Genomic DNA, 17,416 nt, shown 5'->3' with positions numbered 1-17,416 from the left:
GACGATGACAACAGCGTCCATAGATCCAGCCCGGAACAGGCGGAGCTTTTCGCTCATTGCTAACTGGAGGCAGTATGTCGTCTACATCGGCTTCGCCGTAATCTTCGCAGTCTTTGCGATTGTCTTGAGCGATCGCGGATTTCTGTCGACGAACAATCTGCTGAACATCACGCGCCAGACGGCAATCATCTCCATCATGGCGATGGCCATGACGTTCGTGTTGTGCGCCGGCGAGATCGACCTGTCGGTGGGCGCAATCGCCGGCCTGGCATCCGTCATCTCCAGTATGGCACTTAGTCGCTACGGCTTGATCCCCAGCGTCCTGGCCGGTCTCGCCACGGGTTTGCTCGTGGGGGCGGTAAACGGCGGACTCACCGCCTGGATCGGTATTCCTTCCTTCCTCGTAACCCTGGGGATGATGGGATTCGCGCGCGGGCTGGGTATGTGGACGAGCGGAACCTCGCCCGTGCCGGTCATCAACGATACGTTCATCGCGATTTTCGGCTCGGGCAACATTGGTCCCGTGCCGGTATTGGTGTTTTGGGTCGCTGTACTTGGGACCGTTGCTCACATCACGCTGCGTAGGACGCCTTTCGGTAGAAAAATCCTAGCTACTGGCGGCGGCGAAACCGCAGCGCGCTACAGTGGCGTCAAGACGCGCACCGTGAAATTCCAGGCGCTTATGATTACAGCAACTGCGGCATCGATCGCCGGAATGCTCTATGCGGGGCGACTCCAATCAGGGCGTTTTCAGCTCGGGGAAGGAGACGAATTGTCCGTCATTGCAGCCGTCGTTCTGGGCGGTACCAGCCTGTTTGGCGGAGCCGGGACCGTGGTGGGATCGATCGTCGGGGCTCTGCTGATTGGTGTGATCAACAACGGCCTGATTCTGTTGGGTCTCGATTTCAGCCAACAACTTATGGCGCGGGGCGTACTGATCGTCTTAGCCGTGGCGCTGGGTCGCAACCAGCGCTCTTGATCGGTCGAGAGCTTACTAGTCGAGAAGGAAAGTGCAGATGACCTTGGTGATCGTGACCGGCGGCAGCGGAAAACTGGGCAGGGCCTGCGCCCGTGATCTACTGGACCGCGGTTACAGCGTGATCAACGCCGACGTTTCGCCCCCTGAGCAGCGCATCTGCCCCTTCGTCGAGGTTGACCTCACCAGCCTGGACCGCACGGTCGAGCTACTGTCAGGTATGGATTGGAACCACAATCGTCGCGTCGACGCGATCGTGCATCTGGCAGCTATTCCGATGCCGGGCGTCAAGCCCAGCGGCGAGGTTTTCAGAATAAACACCTTGACCACGTACAACGTTTTCGAGGCCGCGCGGCGTCTTCAGATACGGAACATCGTCTGGGCCTCGAGCGAGACTCTGCTCGGCCTCCCGTACGAGAATCCGCCCCCTTACTTGCCGGTCGATGAGGACTATCCTGCGCGACCGGAGACCGCCTACTCGCTCTCCAAGGCGGTTGGAGAAGAGTTGGCGCGCCAATTTTGCCGGTGGGATGGCGAAACCAAGATTATCTGCCTCCGCTTCTCGAACGTAATGGATCCCTCTGAATACGCCGACTTCCCCTCGTTCGATCCGGAAGTCCGCAAGTTCAATCTATTCGGTTACATCGACGCACGGGACGGGGCGCAGGCCGTTCGGCTGTCGCTCGAGTCCGACTTGAAGGGAGCGGAGGTCTTTGTGATAGCAAATCAGGATACAGTCTTTGCTACGCCGAGCGCCGAACTCGCCGCAAAGTACTTTCCCGGGGTGCCATTAAAGAGGGCGGTCAAGGGCAGCGAAACGCTCCTCTCGATCGACAAGGCGCGCCGGATGCTCGGCTATGCTCCGGCCCATAGCTGGCGTGAATCCAAATGAGTGGCACTTTTCCCGCCGGACAGCGGCTAGATCGAGGGCCGGACCATGCGCATCTGCAGGCGTTGCGCGGACCGGACTCTGAGCGGTTCACGTGTCTGTTTCCTTGAGGGCACGCACCAGCCACGACCGGAATGTCGCGATCTTCGGAACGTTCGCGCGGGATCGTCGGTAGACGAGGCTATGACACTTTATCCGCCTGCCGGATGCGCCGAACGGCATCACAAGCCGCCCATCCTCCAGTTCACGCTGCACCAGAAGTCGGCTTTCCAAACAGACACCGAGGCCGTCCACGGCGGTGCTGATTGCCATGAACGATCGATCGAAGCGGGGACCTCGTTCGAGATCCAATTCGACCTTCTTTTCTTCGGCCCAGTGTCGCCACCTATAGAGATTGACCTCAGAGTGGATGAGGACGTGCTTCTTGAGGTCGGCTGCTGTGCGAATACGCGAGGCCCCTTTCATCAATTTGGGCGAGCATAGGACGACGATCGTTTCGAGAGGGAAAGGATCGACCCCGAGATACGCGGCAGGAACGAACGTCCCATAGCGAATGTCGATGTCGACCGCATCGCCTCCAAGATCGGCTGCATCGCCCGACGCGTTGAGTCTGAGATCGATTGCGGGATTGAGAGCGCCAAACCTGGACAATCGTGGCATGAGCCATTGGCTCGCAAAGCTCGGAACGGAGTGTATCGTGAGGATATCACTTTTACCCCGACGTGTGATCGTATGTGTCGCGGCTTCAATTCGTCCCAATGCCTCGGAGATCTCGTCGGCGTATTTGCTGCCGATGTCCGTGAGCATAACGGCTCGGTTGATGCGGTGGAAAAGCTGCACGCCGAGCGCGTCCTCCAGCGACCTTATCTGGTGGCTCACCGCCGAGGGCGTGAGCGTCAACTCGTCCGCGGCACGAAGAAACGATCCGAGGCGTGCCGCAGCCTCGAAAATTTGGATGGCACGAAGTTGCGGAAGTTCAGACACGTCGAATGAGCCCCATTCATCTAACTGATGGTTTAATTCTTTTGTTGCGAATGGACAAGGGGGCTACGGTCTCGAACGAAACAGCGGATGGATAACCGCCGAACGGAGAAACGCCCAACCTGCTCGCAGTCGAGCGGATCTCCGATCATGCGTAACGGGTTCGCAGCGCGAAGGACCTTTCGGCCTTCGCTGCCTTACAACGCAACACGGGAGCGGCGATATGACAGGCCAGGGCCACAACATTTCATTGAGCGAAAGAGCCCGTCGCATCAGGTGCCACGCGCTGCGCATGGGCGAAGTGCAAGGACAGGGTTACATCGCGCAAGCGCTCGACATCGCCGACGTCCTGGCGACGGCCTATTTCCACGCCATGCGCTACAAGCCGGAAGACCCGGAATGGGACGGCCGCGATCGCTTCCTGCTCTCGAACGGCCACTATGCCATCGCCCTGTATGCGGCGCTGATCGAGGCCGGGATCGTACCTGAGAGCGAACTCGAGACGTATGGATTCGATGACAGCCGACTGCCCATGTCTGGAATGGCGAGCTACACGCCGGGAATGGAGATGTCCGGCGGTTCGTTGGGGCTCGGTCTAACCATCGCGGTTGGCAAGTGTCTGGGTCTCAAGAGACGCGGAGCCGACAGTCGCGTGTACACGCTCTTCTCCGACGGCGAGCTCGACGAGGGCTCAAAGTGGGAGGCTATGATGTCGGCAGCCCACTACAAGCTCGACAATCTCATCGCCATCGTGGACGTCAACAATCAGCAGGCCGATGGACCGTCCAAGCAGATGATGGGCTTCGAGCCGCTCGCCGACAAGGTACGGGCATTCGGTTGGTTCGTGCAACGGGTCGACGGCAACAATCTCGACGCGGTTGTCGCGGCTTTCGATGCGGCGAAGACGCACGAAGGACCGCGGCCTCGAATGATCATCGCCGACACGCTGATGGGAAAAGGGGTTCCGTTTCTGGAGGCTCGTGAACGAAACCATTTCATGCGGGTCGACGCGAACGAGTGGAAACTGGCGCTAGAGGCGCTCGGCGAAGGGAGTTCGGCATGAAGCCGAAAAAGACAAACGGCGTGACGGCACCGAGCAAGCCGCGGCTCACCACCTCCGCGATGATCGCTTCGATCGCAGCCGAGGGCCAGGCGACGAAGCCGGCTCCTTTCGGTCACGCGCTTATCGAGGTCGCCCGCCGACGTCCGGAGATCGTTGGAATGACGGCAGATCTCGGCAAGTACACCGATCTCCACGTCTTTGCCAACGAGTTTCCCGATCGCTACTATCAGATGGGCATGGCCGAGCAGCTGCTTTTCGGCAGCGCATCGGGGCTCGCGTCAGAGGGGTTCATTCCGTTTGTCACGACCTACGCCGTCTTTGCGTCGCGTCGCGCCTACGACTTCATCCATCAGACGATTGCGGAGGAGAACCGCAACGTCAAGATCGCCTGCGCGTTGCCCGGCCTGACCTCCGGCTACGGGCCCAGCCATCAGGCGACGGAAGATCTCGCGCTGCTCCGCGCGATGCCCAATATGACCGTCATCGATCCCTGCGACGCCTTGGAGATTGAGCAGGTCGTGCCGGCGATTGCCGAGCACCAGGGTCCCGTCTACATGCGGCTTCTGCGGGGGCAGGTGCCGCTCGTGCTCGACGAGTACGGGTACCAGTTTGAGCTCGGTAAAGCGAAGCAATTGCGGGACGGCGAAGACGTCCTCATCATAGCGTCGGGCCTGCTGACGATGCGCGCCCTGGAGGCCGCGAAGCTGCTCGCGACCGATCGCATCAAGGCGGCCGTGCTGCACGTTCCGACCATCAAGCCGCTCGACGCGGAAGCCATCGTCGCGGCATGCCGAAAACCGGGTCGGCCCGTGGTTATTGCCGAGAACCATTCGGTCATCGGCGGATTGGGCGAAGCCGTCGCTGCGCTTCTGATGCGCGAGCGCGTATATCCGGCGTTTCATCACATAGGACTTCCGGACGAATTCCTGGCCGCCGGCGCACTTCCGACACTTCACGATCGCTACGGCATTTCCGCCAGCGCGATCACGAACAGCATCAAGTCATGGCTTTGATTGAGGACGACATGCAACAGCAGAGCTCACCCGCTTCCGGGGCGAAGCACATCGGCTTCATCGGGCTGGGATCAATGGGCTCCCAGATGGCGCGCAATTTGTGCGCTCGCGGCTTTCGCGTGAAGGGCTTCGACGTTCGAGCAAACGCGCGCGGGGCGTTTGAAGAGAACGGAGGGACGTGGGCCGAGTCCGTGCGGGATGTGGCGGCCGGCTGCGAGTTCCTTCTGCTGATGGTGGTCAACGTCGGTCAGGCCGAACAGATTCTCTTCGAGTCCGGAGCCGTCGATGCATTGCCGGCGAGCGCGACGGTCGTCCTGATGGCCACGTGTCCCGCGGCGGAGGTTGAGCGGATCGCGGCTCAGGTTGAGGCGAAGGGACGACGCTTCGTCGACGCTCCGGTATCAGGCGGGGTCGCGGGCGCGGCATCCGCCGGACTCACGATCATGGCCGCATGCAACCCCGATACGTTCGAGCTCGCGAAGCCTGTACTGGATGCGATGGGCGACAAAGTACACCACGTCGGCGAACGCGCCGGGCAAGGCGCATTGGTCAAGACGATCAACCAGCTCCTGTGCGGAGTGCACCTTGCCGCAGCGGGCGAGGCCGTGGCGCTTGGAGCGAAGGCGGGCATAGATCCGCGCATATTGATAGATATCTTCTCGCAGTCTTCCGCCTCGAGCTGGATGCTGCGTGATCGTGGGGCGCGGATGGTGGCGAGCGAACCGAAGGTTACGAGCGCGATCGACATCTTCGTGAAGGATCTCGGAATTGTGCTGGATGCGGGTCTCCGGCTCAAGGCGCCGACTCCCCTCGCATCGGTCGCTCAGCAAATGTTCCTGGCGGTATCCGGACAGGGGGCGGGACAGATCGACGACAGCCAGGTTGTCCGCGCCTATCGTGCCATGACAGCCGATGCGGGAGCTAGCGAACCATGAGCGTTGTCACCGGACGGTTCGCCGATTTGAAGGAAGTCACCCTTCACTATCTGACGGCAGGACAGGGCGAAGCAGTGGTGCTTCTCCATGGAATTCCGCAGACTTCGTTCGAATGGCGCTTCATTCTCCCGAAGTTGGCCGAGAAATACCTCGTCATTGCTCCGGATCTAAGGGGGCTTGGTGACTCGACTCGTCCTGTCTTCGGATACGACAAGAAGACGATCGCTGAAGACGTATGGCAGCTGGTCCATGACCATCTCGGCATAAACCGCCTCCACCTCGTCGGGCACGACTGGGGTGGGCCAGTTGCGTTCTCTCTTGCCGCTCATCATCCGGAAGCCGTTTCACGCCTTGCTGTTCTGGACGTCACGATTCCCGGTGACGGAGCTGAGATGTCTCAGGGTGGCAGACGCTGGCACCATCCTTTCTACCGCACGCCGGATCTACCTGAAGCACTTTGTGCCGGGCGGGAAGAACTGATGATGGACTGGTTCTTCGAGAACTACGGTCATAGGGCGAACTGCATCACGGAGGAACACAAGCAGGAATACTACCGCACGTACAAGAAGCTCGGGGCCTTCCGAGCGATGTTCGGCTACTACCGCGAGTTCGCGAAGGACGCCTCCGATAATCGCGAAGTCCTGGAACGCAATGGCAAGCTCAAGATGCCTGTTCTCGCTCTTGGGGGAGACAAGGCATTCGGGCGTGGACTGGAGACCTTAGAATCTCTGAAGCGCGTTGCCGCGAAGGTACGAGGCGGCATCATTCCCGATTGCGGCCACTGGGTCGCGGAGGAGCAGCCTGAATTCGTCGTGCAGGCTTTGCTGAAGTTCTTTGCCGAGAAGGATTGAGTAATTCGCTGCGATGCAGCCCGCGGCGCAGGTCGGTCAACAAAGCTGCTACCAAGGAGGAGACCATGAGGAAGCTTTCGCGCCGCGGACTTATGTTGGGCGGGACGGGCCTGGCGGTGGGCTTCGCAAGTCCATCTATCTTGAGGGCCGAGCCCCAGTTCAAGATGAAGTTCGCCAACATCATGCCGACGGACCATCCACTCAACGCCCGAATGAGGGAAGCGAGCGAGAAGATACTCAAAGGTACCGATGGGCGGGTCGACATTCAGGTCTTTCCAAACAGTCAGCTTGGCACCGATGCCGACATGCTAAGCCAGCTAAGGTCCGGCGCCCTCGAGTTTTTCGGGTCGTCGGGTCTGATCGTCGCCACCTTGGTTCCGGTAGCAGCCATTACAGGCATAGGCTTCGCGTTTTCCGACTACACGCAAGTCTGGAACGCCGCGGACGGATCTCTTGGCAAGCACATCGTGGCGAGCTTTGCCAAAGCCAACATCGTTGCGTTCGACAAGATGTGGGACAACGGCTTCAGGCAGACGACATCTGCGCGCAGTCCGATCAAGACCGCGGACGACCTCAAAGGGTTCAAGATTCGCGTCCCGCCGAGTCCACTTTGGACGTCCCTTTTCAAGTCGCTGGGCGCATCACCCACCTCCATCCCATGGGGCGAAACGTATTCGGCATTGCAGACGAAGGTCGCGGACGGATTGGAGAATCCGCTGGCCGGAATCTACTTCGCGAAGATGTATGAAGTCCAAAAGTACCTATCCGAAACAAACCACATGTGGGATGGCTTTTGGTTCCTGGCCAATAGGCGAGCATTCGATGGGCTCTCCGCGGCCGACCGCGACCTAGTCGTTGGCACCGTCAATGACGCGGCCGTCAAGCAGCGGGCCGACGTCGCGCCGCTCTCAATAGTTCATTGCAGGGTGAACTAACGGCGAAAGGTCTCGAGTTCGTAAAGGTGGATTCCTCCTCCTTCCGCGCCAGGCTACAACAGTCCGGATTCTATGGAGAATGGAAGAGCAAGTATGGAGAGGAGGCCTGGTCTTTGTTGGAGGCCGCAAGTGGCAAGCTGAGCTGAGGAGCGCACGATGTCGACAACCGGCGAGCGGCATGCGGTGATGGACGTAGGAGTTCAATCGGCGCCAGTATCGCGCCTGGTCATGCCATTAGTAACCGTCACCGAATTTCTCGCCGGCCTCGTTGTGGCCGTCGAAGTCGGCATACTTTCGGTAGGTGTCGTGGCGCGGTATGTCTTTCACAATCCGATCGTTTGGACGGACGAGCTGGCCCAGATCCTGTTTGTCTGGCTTTCTATGTTGGGTACGGCGATCGCCCTGCACCGAGGCCAGCACATGCGGATGACTGCGCTGGTCGATCGCTTTCCAAGAGCGGCTCGCGCGAATTGCGAACTACTGGCATTGCTTGTCTGCGTAGCGATGATGCTGCTCGTTTTCATTCCATCGTTCGACTACGCACACGAAGAATCGTTTGTCATCACTCCCGCGCTAGAAATCTCGGGCTCGGCTAGGGCCGCTGCGCTGCCCGTCGGCTTTGCCTTGATGATCATCTTCGCTCTGGCTCGGCTCAGTTCGATCTCCGGCTTCCGACGCGTGGCGACGACGGCCTGTCTGCTTGCCTTCGTGGTGGCCAGCGCTTGGTATCTACGCGGCGTTTTCCACACATTAGGAAATCTCAACCTCGTCATATTCTTCGTCGGACTTGTCGGCGTGGCGGTCTTCCTTGGTGTGCCGATTGCATTCGCCTTCGCGATCGCCGCGCTCGGCTATATAGGTCTATCGACCAATGCACCATTGCTCACCGTTGCTGGTCGGCTCGACGAAGGCATGTCGCATCTGATCCTCCTTGCCGTGCCCTTGTTCGTGTTCCTTGGAATGCTCATGGAACTGACCGGTATGGCGAAGGCCATGGTCGACTTCCTCGCTGCGCTGCTGGGGCACGTCAAGGGCGGATTGAGCTACGTCCTGATCGGCGCGATGTATCTGGTGTCCGGCATCTCCGGATCCAAGACCGCCGACATGGCAGCGGTGGCGCCGTCGCTGTTTCCAGAAATGAGGAAACGCGGGCAACGCGGCGGCGAACTCGTGGCCCTATTGGCTGCGACGGGAGCCCAGACCGAAACGATTCCTCCCAGCCTCGTATTGATCACGATCGGATCGGTGACGACCGTGTCGATCGCAGCACTCTTCACAGGCGGTCTGGTTCCGGCCGTCGCTGTGGGGGCATGCCTTGCGGCCTTAGTCTGGTGGCGCAACCGCAAGGCGGACCTTTCCGACGTGACGAGACCGAGCCGCAAGGAGGTTCTCAAGTCCTTCGTCTTCGCGATGCCGGCCCTGGCCCTACCCTTCATAATAAGGCTGGCGGTCGTCGAAGGTGTTGCCACTGCCACGGAAGTCTCCACCATCGGTATCGCCTATTCGATTCTCGCCGGCCTTCTGATCTACCGGCGTTGCGATTGGTCCAAATTCCCGAAGATGCTCGTCGACACGGCCGCCTTGTCGGGTGCGATCCTTTTCATCATAGGAGCGGCGACCACCGTCGCCTGGTGCCTCACCCAGTCCGGCTTCTCGCGTGATCTTGCCAAGATGATGTCGTCGCTTCCAGGGGGCGCGCCGACCTTCATGGCAGTATCCATTGCCATGTTTGTGATCCTCGGAAGCGTGCTTGAAGGCATTCCCGCGCTCGTGCTGTTCGCGCCTCTGATGTTTCCGATCGCGAAGAGCGTCGGCCTTCACGAGGTGCACTATGCCATCGTGGTCATTCTCGCGATGGGAATCGGGCTGTTCTTGCCGCCATTCGGCGTCGGCTATTACGCCGCGTGCGCGATAGGCCGCGTGGATCCAGCGGAAGGCATCCGGCCCCTCTTGGGCTACGTGGCCGCCCTTCTGATCGGCCTCGTGATCGTGGCTTGCATTCCCTGGCTTTCCACCGGTTTCCTCTAAGCCGCGCGGTCCCCGCAATTGCAGACGAGCGACCACACCAGATGAAGCGAGAGTAGACCTATGAACGTCGTTGTTCAAACACAAGTGCCTTCCGACGCAACTCTCAACAAGAAGATGGCGGACGCCATCAGGATACTGTCGCTGGACGCGATCGAACGCGCCGGCGACGGCCATCCGGGGGCTCCGCTCGGCTGCGCGGAAATCGCTACGGTTCTGTTCACCCGGCACCTGAAGCTAAATCCGGCCGATCCAAACTGGTTCGATCGCGACAGGTTCGTCCTCTCGAACGGTCACGGTTCGATGTTGCTCTATTCGCTGCTTCACCTCAGTGGCTACGAGGCGGTCACGATGGAACAGATCAAGTCGTTCCGAAAATTAGGCTCGATCTGCCACGGCCATCCGGAATACGCGACGGAGCACGGCATCGAGGTGACAACCGGGCCACTCGGCCAGGGGTTCGCGAACGGCGTGGGAATGGCCGTCGCGGAAGAACATTTGCGTAGCGTGATCGGACCAGGCGTTGTCGACCATTTCACGTATGTTCTCGCCGGCGACGGTTGTCTAATGGAAGGGGTCGCTCAGGAGGCCCTTTCGCTCGCTGGGCATCTGAGATTGGGAAAGCTGATCGTGCTGTGGGACGACAACTCGATCACGGACGACGGTAGCACTTCGATCTCGATCAGCGAGGATATCCGGACCCGCTTCAGGGCTGCGGGTTGGCAGGTTCTCGATGCGGACGGACACGATATGGAGGCGATCGACAGTGCGATCGCCCACGCCAAATCCGATTCCAGGCCCAGTCTGATCGCGTGCGCCACGATCATCGGCCGCGGGTTCGTTCGGCTGGAAGGGCAGAGGGGCGCCCACGGCAGCCGCGTCTTCAAGGAGGATACCGAGGCTGCGCGCGAGCGCTTGGGCTGGACGTCCCCACCGTTTGTCGTTCCGGAAAGCGTTTTGGCGGGTTGGCGGAGCATGATCGAGGCGCGCAACGGCGGAGAGTATCGCGCCTGGCAGGGGCGGCTCGCCGAGCTGCCAGAGGGCCAACGCGCCCTTGCGGAACGCCTGGCCCGGCGGGAGCTGCCGACGGGCTGGGAGGAATCCCTGCGGCGTTACAAGCGATCGGCGATCGATCTGCCCGCCCAACCGTCTATTCAATCCTCCGGAGAGGCGGTCGCGAGCGTATTTGCCGCGATCCCCGAGTTGGTGAGCGGCGCTCCGGATCTGGAAGGACCGACGGGGCACAAGCGCGAACTGCGCGCCTTCACCGCCAGCGACAGAGGAGGGCGCTTCGTCCACTACGGAATACGCGAGCACGCAATGGGATCGATGATGAACGGCATGGCCGCTCACGGCGGTATCGTCCCGATCGGGGCGACCTATCTGGCCTTCTCCGATTACTTGCGTCCCGCGATCAGAATGGCCGCGCTCATGGGGGTGCCCAGCGTATTCGTCTACAGCCACGATTCGATCGGAATTGGGCAGAATGGACCTACCCATCAGCCCGTCGAAATATTGGCCTCACTCAGGGCGATCCCGAACATGCTGGTCATGAGACCGGCCGATGCGGTCGAGGTCGCCGAATGCTGGGAGATGGCGCTGGCGAGGCGCGATGGTCCCTCGTCCTTGATCCTCTCTCGCCAGGCTTTGCCGCCAGTTCGCCGGGGCCATACAGACGAGAATCTCTGCGCGCGGGGAGCGTACGTGCTCGCGGAGGCGGTCGGCGGTCCCAGACAGGTCAGCCTGATCGCTACCGGTTCCGAGGTCTCGATCGCGCTTGAAGCCAGGGAGCTATTGGAAAAAGAAGGGATATCGACGGCGGTGATCTCGATGCCGAGCTGGGAGGCATTCGAGCGGCAAGACGAAAGCTATCGGCGCAGCACTCTTGGAGGCGGGGACATACTCAAGGTGGGAATCGAGGCCGCCGTGCGTCAGGGCTGGGAGCGTTATCTCGGAGAGACCGGTATATTCATCGGGATGACAGGCTTCGGAGCGTCGGGGCCCGGAGAGGAACTCTTCCGCCGCTTCGGCATAACGGCCGAAAATGTCGTCGGCGCAGTGACGCGTCGCTTCTAGATCCGCCTTGACGGATGAAGTGCCCCACGCGCATAATGTATGCATTAACGAATTCGTCGGCTGCCGCAAGGCGGGAATTCACCCGCTCTCGCCTTCGCCGCCGCCAAGGTCGCAAGCAAGATGAAAAATTCGATCAAGGACGTCAAAGCCATCGTGTTCGACACCTTCGGAACGGTGGTCGACTGGCGGGGCAGCATCATCCGCGATCTAACCGCCTGGGGAAACAACCAGGGCATCCAGGCCGACTGGACGGCGCTGGCGGATCGCTGGCGGGACGAGTACGAGCCGGAGAAGAACCGGGTGCGAAACGGAGAGATCGGCTGGACCAATCTCGACGAACTTCACGCGCATGCGCTCGAAAAAGTGGCAGCGCAACTCGGCATCAAGGACCTATCTCCGTCTCAGATGCAGCACGTTAACTGCGTCTGGCACAGGCTGGACGCATGGCCCGATGCGGTCGAGGGCCTCACGCGCCTGAAGCGGAAGTTCGTGATTGGCCCGCTCTCGAACGGAAACGTCGCGCTGCTCGTCAACATGGCGAAGCACGCGGGGCTCCCCTGGGACAACGTTTTTTCATGCGAGCTTTTCCGTCACTTCAAGCCGCATCCGGAGACCTATCTTGGAGTTTGCCGGCTGATGTACCTCGAGCCTGGCGAGGTGATGATGTGCGCCGCCCACAACTACGATCTCGCGGCGGCTCGCAGCGTCGGGCTGAAGACCGCATTCATCCCGCGTCCGACCGAGTATGGACCCGGGCAAAAGACGGACTTGGCCCCAGCGGGAGACTGGGACGTCGTCGCAACTGACATCATCGATTTCGCGCGGCAGTTGGGGACCTGAGCCACCGGGGAACGCAGTCGCGGAAATCGTAAAAACCAAACGGTGAGAGCATGCAATCCTACAAGATGTTTATCGGCGGCCGGTGGGTCGATGCAGCCGGTGGCGAGCGGTTCGAAAGTCAGAACCCCTTCACCGGTAAGTCCTGGGCGACGATCCCGCGGGGAAGCCAAGTGGACGTCGATCAAGCCGTCGCAGCCGCCAAATCGGCGTTCGCGGCCGGGCCTTGGCCGAAGCTGACACCAAGCGAAAGGGGCCATCTGTTACGTGGTCTGGGCGATCTCATTGCCGAGAACGCCGAAATGCTCGCGCGTGTCGAGGTGACGGACAACGGAAAGCTCATCAACGAGATGGCGTTCCAACTGCGCTATATTCCACAGTGGTACTACTATTTCGGCGGGCTCGCCGACAAAGTCCAAGGCGCCGTCATTCCTATCGACAAGCCCCAGACGTTCAATTTCACGCGACAGGAGCCCCTGGGCGTGTGCGTGGGCATCACCGCGTGGAATTCGCCTCTGCTTCTTTTGGCATATAAGCTCGCACCAGCACTCGCCGCAGGCAATACCTTCGTCGCCAAGCCGTCCGAGTTCACATCAGCCTCGACGCTCGAATTCGCCAAGCTGGTCGAGAAAGCGGGATTTCCGGCGGGAGTCTTCAACGTCATCACCGGCTTCGGAAGCGAAATCGGAGATGCTCTGACGTCCCATCCGGATGTGGCCAAGATCGCGTTCACAGGCAGCGAAAACACCGGTCGGCATATCGGTCAGGTTGCGGCCCGCACGTTCAAGAAGGTCACGCTTGAGCTCGGTGGAAAGTCTCCTCACATCGTCTTCGACGACGCGGAGATCGACAATGCGGTCAAGGGCGTGATCTCCGGAATCTTTGCTGCGACTGGTCAGACGTGCATCGCGGGTTCGCGCCTGCTGGTCCAGCGAAGCATTCACGATCGTTTTGTCGAGCGGATTGTCGAGTTCGCCAAGCGTGCCAAGAAAGGTGATCCGCTGCTGACGAGCACACAGGTCGGCCCGGTCACCACGCCTCCGCAATACCGCAAGATCCTCGAATACATCGGAGTCGCCAAGGACGAGGGCGCGACGTGCGTGCTCGGAGGCGGTCCGGCAACTGGTCCGGACGTCGGAAACGGGGGCTATTTTGTCGAGCCAACCATCTTCACTGGCGTCCGTAACCAGATGCGGATCGCGCAAGAGGAGGTCTTCGGACCTGTACTGGCTTGCATCCCGTTCGACGACGAGGAAGAGGCGCTCGCGCTCGCGAACGACACGACGTACGGCTTGGCCGCCGGCTTCTGGACCCGCGATATTCGCCGGATCCTGAGGATGTCTGAACGACTGCAGGCGGGAACGGTTTGGGTGAACACCTATCGAGTGATCAGCTATTTGTCGCCACTCGGAGGCTACAAGCACTCGGGCATCGGCCGAGAAAACGGACTCGACGCGATCCAAAACTATCTTCAGACCAAGAGCGTCATGATCAGCACGGCTGAAGACGTAGCAGATCCGTTCGTAATGCGTTGACGGTTTCTGCCAGCTAGAGCTGGCCCGAAGCGCTTCTTCAACTGCAAACGGCCGCGCGAAGGTCCGCGGGATCAACGTGTCCTTTCCGCTGGCAGGCCGGTCGTCTGCTTTCCTCCCCTGGAGAACTTGGCCGCTGCCCTCGGCAGCGGCCATTTTTCTCGAAAGGAGGCCGTCATGCCGCCAAATCCGAGCCGGCGGCGCTTTTGCCGCGGATCAAGTCCGAGGCCTTTTCGGCGATCATTAGCGTCGCAGCGTAAGTGTTGGCCGATGGCATCATCGGCATGACCGATGCGTCGACGATCCGCAGACCCGACAGGCCGTGCACGCGAAGTTCGTTGTCGACTACAGCGCCCGGATCGCTTGCCGGGCCCATGCGGGCGGTGCCCACGAGATGGTAGCACGTGCTCCCGTTCCGGTAGGCGAAGTCCAGCAATTCGTCGTCCGATCGCACGTCAGGCCCCGGAAGCGTCTCGTGGGAAACGAAGTTCGTCATCTCGGGCGTCGACAGCAGTCGTCGGATCAGCCGTAGGCCACCGAGCGTGGCGTGCCGGTCGGCCGGCTCGGCGAGGTAGTTGGGCTGAAGAATGGGATCGTCGAAAACGTCGACCGATCGCGCGCGTACATAGCCAGAACTCTGCGGCCGGTGGGGCCAGGCGCCTGCCGTGAATCCCGGGTAGTCGTCCAAAACGTAGACCTCCCCCTGCTTGTAGGAGCCGGGCGTAAAGACACATTGTAAATCTGGCGTATCTAGACCGTCGAAGGACTTCCAGAATACATGGACCTGCGAAGGTGTGGTCGCAAGGATGGTCGGCCGTCCCATTGCCCATCGGGCGATCTGGCCCCCCAATAGGTAGCCGCGCGACAACTCGTTGAGGGTGATCGTACCCTTCCTGGCTCGTACCACGACCCGCACGGCGTAATGATCGCGAGAGTTCTCGCCGACCCCCTTGAGCTCGTGCCGAACTTCCACACCGATGCTGCGAAGCAGATCCGAAGGGCCGATGCCCGAAATCTGCAATAGGCGCGCGGTGTTCGCAGTACCGCTGGATACAATGACTTCGCGGCGCGCCCGCACCTCAAGGGGCGCATCGCCACGTCCCCTCAAGTAGCGGACCGCTACAGCCCGTCCCGATTCGATGACCACTTCACATGCGCGCGCCCCCGTCCTCAAATCGAGATTTGTTCGACCAAGTGCCGGTTTTAGGAACGCTTTCGCGCTGCTGATACGCAGCCCTCTGTTTATCGTGCGCTGGAAATATCCTACGCCCTCTTGCCGTCCCCCATTGTAGTCAGCGTTGAGCGGAATTCCCAAGCCAGCGCAGCCCCGGATGAACGCCTCGGAAGCCGGGTGAATCCAATCCATGCGGCTTACGGGAATGCCGTCGTCGATCGGTGGATCACCCTCAATTCCGATCCTGCGAACCGAACGGCGGAAGTAAGGCAGAACATCGTTCCATCCCCAGCCCCGGTTGCCGCGTTGGGCCCATCCGTCGAAGTCCGCCGGTTGCCCACGGTTGTAAACCATGCCGTTGATGGACGAGCCGCCTCCGAGCGTACGGCCTTGCGTCGTCGAGATAGCCCTACCGCCAGTTAGCGCCGTTGGCTCGGTCTTGAACTGCCAGGTGCAGGAAGGGTCAAAGAGCGTCTTGATGAAGCCTGCTGGTATGTGGATGAACGGATTGCGATCCGCGGGGCCGGCCTCGAGAACGCAGATGCTCGAACTGCCGTCGGCCGAGAGGCGATTTGCCAGGACACAACCGGCGGCTCCAGCCCCGACGATAATATAGTCGAATTCCTCGGGCATCGTATCCCTTTCTCACATCGTTCTTTACTCGCCAAGGTGCCGCGTAACCTGGCTCGGGAAAACCCTTGCAGCAGCGGCTCGTTTCTGCAATTGTGACAATAATGCATACATTAAAGAATGCTGTAAAGATTGCGAAGGAGGATAGCAGATGAGCTTGGAAATGCCCGCTCAAGATCCCAAGGACGATCCGCTCTACAAGAAGGTGACGCGCCATGTAATGCCGTTGCTGATCACCTGCTACACAGTCTCCTATCTGGACCGGATCAACATCGCGTTCGCCAAGCCGCAAATGATGGGGCAACTCGGTCTCAACGAAGCCATCTACGGGCTTGGTGCCGGCCTTTTCTTCCTTGGTTATGCGGCATCGGAAGTTCCCAGCAATCTACTGCTCCACTACTTCGGTCCGCGACGTTGGCTGGCTCGAATTCTCCTGACCTGGGGTCTGATCTCGATGGGAATGGCCCTCGTCTGGTCGGAATACTCGTTCTACATCCTGCGCATCGCACTCGGAATCGGCGAGGCGGGTCTGTTTCCCGGCGTCATCTTCTACATGATGCGCTGGTACCCCACGGAACGTCGCGCGACCGTCACTTCGCTGTTCTATCTGGCCGCGCCGCTCGCGGGTATCTTCGGTGCACCGCTCTCTGGGTTAATCATCGCGAACATGCACGGCGCAGGTTCACTCGCCGGTTGGCAATGGATGTTCATTCTGGAAGGCCTTCCTGCCGTCGTTTTGGCGTTCGTCGTCTGGTACAAGCTCAGGGACAACATTGAGGATGCGCCTTGGTTGACGCGGGACGAGAAGGTTCGCCTGCGCGCAAACATCGAATCGGAGAACACCAGGAAGCCGGCGCTCGGAATTGCCGGGGTCTTCAAGAACATCGACGTGCTCATGCTGGCCGTCATTCTCTTCGGCATCGTGCTCGCACAGTCGGGGGTGTTCTTCTATTTGCCCTCCCTCATAAAGGGGGCGGGCGTGACCGACACCGTCCAACTTGGAATCTACTCCGCGATCCCGTACGCCGGAGCGGTCGTCGTGATGCTCCTGGTCGGCCGCAGTTCGGACCGCAAGAGGGAGCGAGGTCTGCACTTTGTCGGAAGCTGTCTGTTCGGCATCCTGGGCTTCCTGATCAGCATCTGGTTCAAGGACAGCCTTGTTATGGTTCTCCTGGGACTGAGCATGGCTCTCGGCGGCGTCATGGCCACGCTGCCCGTGTTCTGGAGCCTCCCGACCGCAGCCCTCAAGGGCATCTCCGCAGCCGCTGGAATAGCCTTCATCAACTCCATTGGCCTGACGGCGGGCTTCTTCTCGCCGTTCATAATCGGATACCTCACCCAGTCCACCAAAACCCTCGACCTGGGGATCTACTGCGTCGCGGCGATCTGGGGCGTTTGCGTGGCCGTGTCTGTCGCATATTTCCTACGGCAACGCTCGCGGTCGATGCCGGCGACGGCACAGACGAGTCTGGGAACCGCATCTTGAGGCCGATGCGCGC

Annotated in this window: 13 protein-coding genes and 1 pseudogene; 12 read left to right on the top strand and 2 right to left on the bottom strand. The window is 60.4% G+C overall.

Annotated elements, in window-relative coordinates:
• Positions 1-4: 4 nt before the first annotated feature.
• The gene (locus ACVWZ4_RS04260) at positions 5-979 is read left to right on the top strand and encodes an ABC transporter permease (protein ID WP_456705182.1); all 975 of its coding nucleotides are present in this window, start codon (positions 5-7) and stop codon (positions 977-979) included.
• A gap of 37 nt (positions 980-1,016) precedes the next feature.
• Positions 1,017-1,868, top strand: a complete 852-nt coding sequence (locus ACVWZ4_RS04255; RefSeq protein ID WP_456701820.1) for an NAD-dependent epimerase/dehydratase family protein — start codon at positions 1,017-1,019, stop codon at positions 1,866-1,868.
• Between the two features lie 87 nt (positions 1,869-1,955).
• Here ACVWZ4_RS04255 and gcvA read toward each other — a convergent pair whose 3' ends face one another.
• Positions 1,956-2,849 carry a transcriptional regulator GcvA gene (gene gcvA, locus ACVWZ4_RS04250; protein ID WP_456701821.1) on the bottom strand — a complete coding sequence of 298 codons (894 nt, stop codon included), beginning with the start codon at positions 2,847-2,849 and terminating at the stop codon, positions 1,956-1,958.
• 220 nt (positions 2,850-3,069) lie between these two features.
• Between gcvA and ACVWZ4_RS04245 the strand changes: the two genes are divergently transcribed.
• The 9 genes and pseudogenes from ACVWZ4_RS04245 (at position 3,070) to ACVWZ4_RS04205 (ending at position 14,116) form a co-directional block, all read left to right on the top strand.
• Complete coding sequence (locus ACVWZ4_RS04245) at positions 3,070-3,909, top strand: transketolase (RefSeq protein WP_456701822.1); 840 nt, start codon at positions 3,070-3,072, stop codon at positions 3,907-3,909.
• Positions 3,906-4,922, top strand: a complete 1,017-nt coding sequence (locus ACVWZ4_RS04240) for a transketolase family protein (protein WP_456701823.1) — start codon at positions 3,906-3,908, stop codon at positions 4,920-4,922. Before ACVWZ4_RS04245 ends, ACVWZ4_RS04240 begins: the two co-directional genes overlap by 4 nt.
• Positions 4,913-5,857, top strand: coding sequence for an NAD(P)-dependent oxidoreductase (locus ACVWZ4_RS04235; protein WP_456701824.1), 945 nt, complete (start codon positions 4,913-4,915; stop codon positions 5,855-5,857). Before ACVWZ4_RS04240 ends, ACVWZ4_RS04235 begins: the two co-directional genes overlap by 10 nt.
• Positions 5,854-6,708 (top strand): alpha/beta fold hydrolase, encoded by an 855-nt coding sequence (locus tag ACVWZ4_RS04230; RefSeq protein WP_456701825.1) that lies wholly within the window; start codon positions 5,854-5,856, stop codon positions 6,706-6,708. Before ACVWZ4_RS04235 ends, ACVWZ4_RS04230 begins: the two co-directional genes overlap by 4 nt.
• Before the next feature lie 65 nt (positions 6,709-6,773).
• Positions 6,774-7,789: pseudogene (locus ACVWZ4_RS04225) on the top strand (TRAP transporter substrate-binding protein).
• 40 nt (positions 7,790-7,829) lie between these two features.
• Positions 7,830-9,671, top strand: coding sequence for a TRAP transporter large permease (locus ACVWZ4_RS04220; RefSeq protein ID WP_456705183.1), 1,842 nt, complete (start codon positions 7,830-7,832; stop codon positions 9,669-9,671).
• A 60-nt stretch (positions 9,672-9,731) separates the two neighbouring features.
• Positions 9,732-11,744, top strand: coding sequence for a transketolase (gene tkt / locus ACVWZ4_RS04215; RefSeq protein WP_456701827.1), 2,013 nt, complete (start codon positions 9,732-9,734; stop codon positions 11,742-11,744).
• Positions 11,745-11,864: 120 nt separating this feature from the next.
• Entirely contained in the window at positions 11,865-12,584 is a 720-nt protein-coding gene (locus tag ACVWZ4_RS04210; protein ID WP_456701828.1) for a haloacid dehalogenase type II, read from the top strand.
• A gap of 50 nt (positions 12,585-12,634) precedes the next feature.
• Positions 12,635-14,116 carry an aldehyde dehydrogenase gene (locus tag ACVWZ4_RS04205; protein WP_456701829.1) on the top strand — a complete coding sequence of 494 codons (1,482 nt, stop codon included), beginning with the start codon at positions 12,635-12,637 and terminating at the stop codon, positions 14,114-14,116.
• A gap of 172 nt (positions 14,117-14,288) precedes the next feature.
• On the opposite strand, the gene ACVWZ4_RS04200 is transcribed toward ACVWZ4_RS04205, so the two are convergent.
• Entirely contained in the window at positions 14,289-15,920 is a 1,632-nt protein-coding gene (locus ACVWZ4_RS04200; protein ID WP_456790039.1) for a GMC family oxidoreductase, read from the bottom strand.
• Between the two features lie 148 nt (positions 15,921-16,068).
• Between ACVWZ4_RS04200 and ACVWZ4_RS04195 the strand changes: the two genes are divergently transcribed.
• Complete coding sequence (locus ACVWZ4_RS04195) at positions 16,069-17,403, top strand: MFS transporter (RefSeq protein ID WP_456737675.1); 1,335 nt, start codon at positions 16,069-16,071, stop codon at positions 17,401-17,403.
• Positions 17,404-17,416: the final 13 nt, after the last annotated feature.

It is taken from the genome of Bradyrhizobium sp. USDA 4472, from assembly GCF_054058595.1.
This window is presented reverse-complemented; position numbering and strand designations above follow the sequence as displayed.

Coding starts and splice junctions, on each gene's coding strand:
- ACVWZ4_RS04260 (WP_456705182.1), top strand. CDS start 5: ATGACAACAGCGTCCATAGATCCAGCCCGGAACAGGCGGAGCTTTTCG.
- ACVWZ4_RS04255 (WP_456701820.1), top strand. CDS start 1,017: ATGACCTTGGTGATCGTGACCGGCGGCAGCGGAAAACTGGGCAGGGCC.
- ACVWZ4_RS04245 (WP_456701822.1), top strand. CDS start 3,070: ATGACAGGCCAGGGCCACAACATTTCATTGAGCGAAAGAGCCCGTCGC.
- ACVWZ4_RS04240 (WP_456701823.1), top strand. CDS start 3,906: ATGAAGCCGAAAAAGACAAACGGCGTGACGGCACCGAGCAAGCCGCGG.
- ACVWZ4_RS04235 (WP_456701824.1), top strand. CDS start 4,913: ATGGCTTTGATTGAGGACGACATGCAACAGCAGAGCTCACCCGCTTCC.
- ACVWZ4_RS04230 (WP_456701825.1), top strand. CDS start 5,854: ATGAGCGTTGTCACCGGACGGTTCGCCGATTTGAAGGAAGTCACCCTT.
- ACVWZ4_RS04220 (WP_456705183.1), top strand. CDS start 7,830: ATGGACGTAGGAGTTCAATCGGCGCCAGTATCGCGCCTGGTCATGCCA.
- tkt (WP_456701827.1), top strand. CDS start 9,732: ATGAACGTCGTTGTTCAAACACAAGTGCCTTCCGACGCAACTCTCAAC.
- ACVWZ4_RS04210 (WP_456701828.1), top strand. CDS start 11,865: ATGAAAAATTCGATCAAGGACGTCAAAGCCATCGTGTTCGACACCTTC.
- ACVWZ4_RS04205 (WP_456701829.1), top strand. CDS start 12,635: ATGCAATCCTACAAGATGTTTATCGGCGGCCGGTGGGTCGATGCAGCC.
- ACVWZ4_RS04200 (WP_456790039.1), bottom strand. CDS start 15,920: ATGCCCGAGGAATTCGACTATATTATCGTCGGGGCTGGAGCCGCCGGT.
- ACVWZ4_RS04195 (WP_456737675.1), top strand. CDS start 16,069: ATGAGCTTGGAAATGCCCGCTCAAGATCCCAAGGACGATCCGCTCTAC.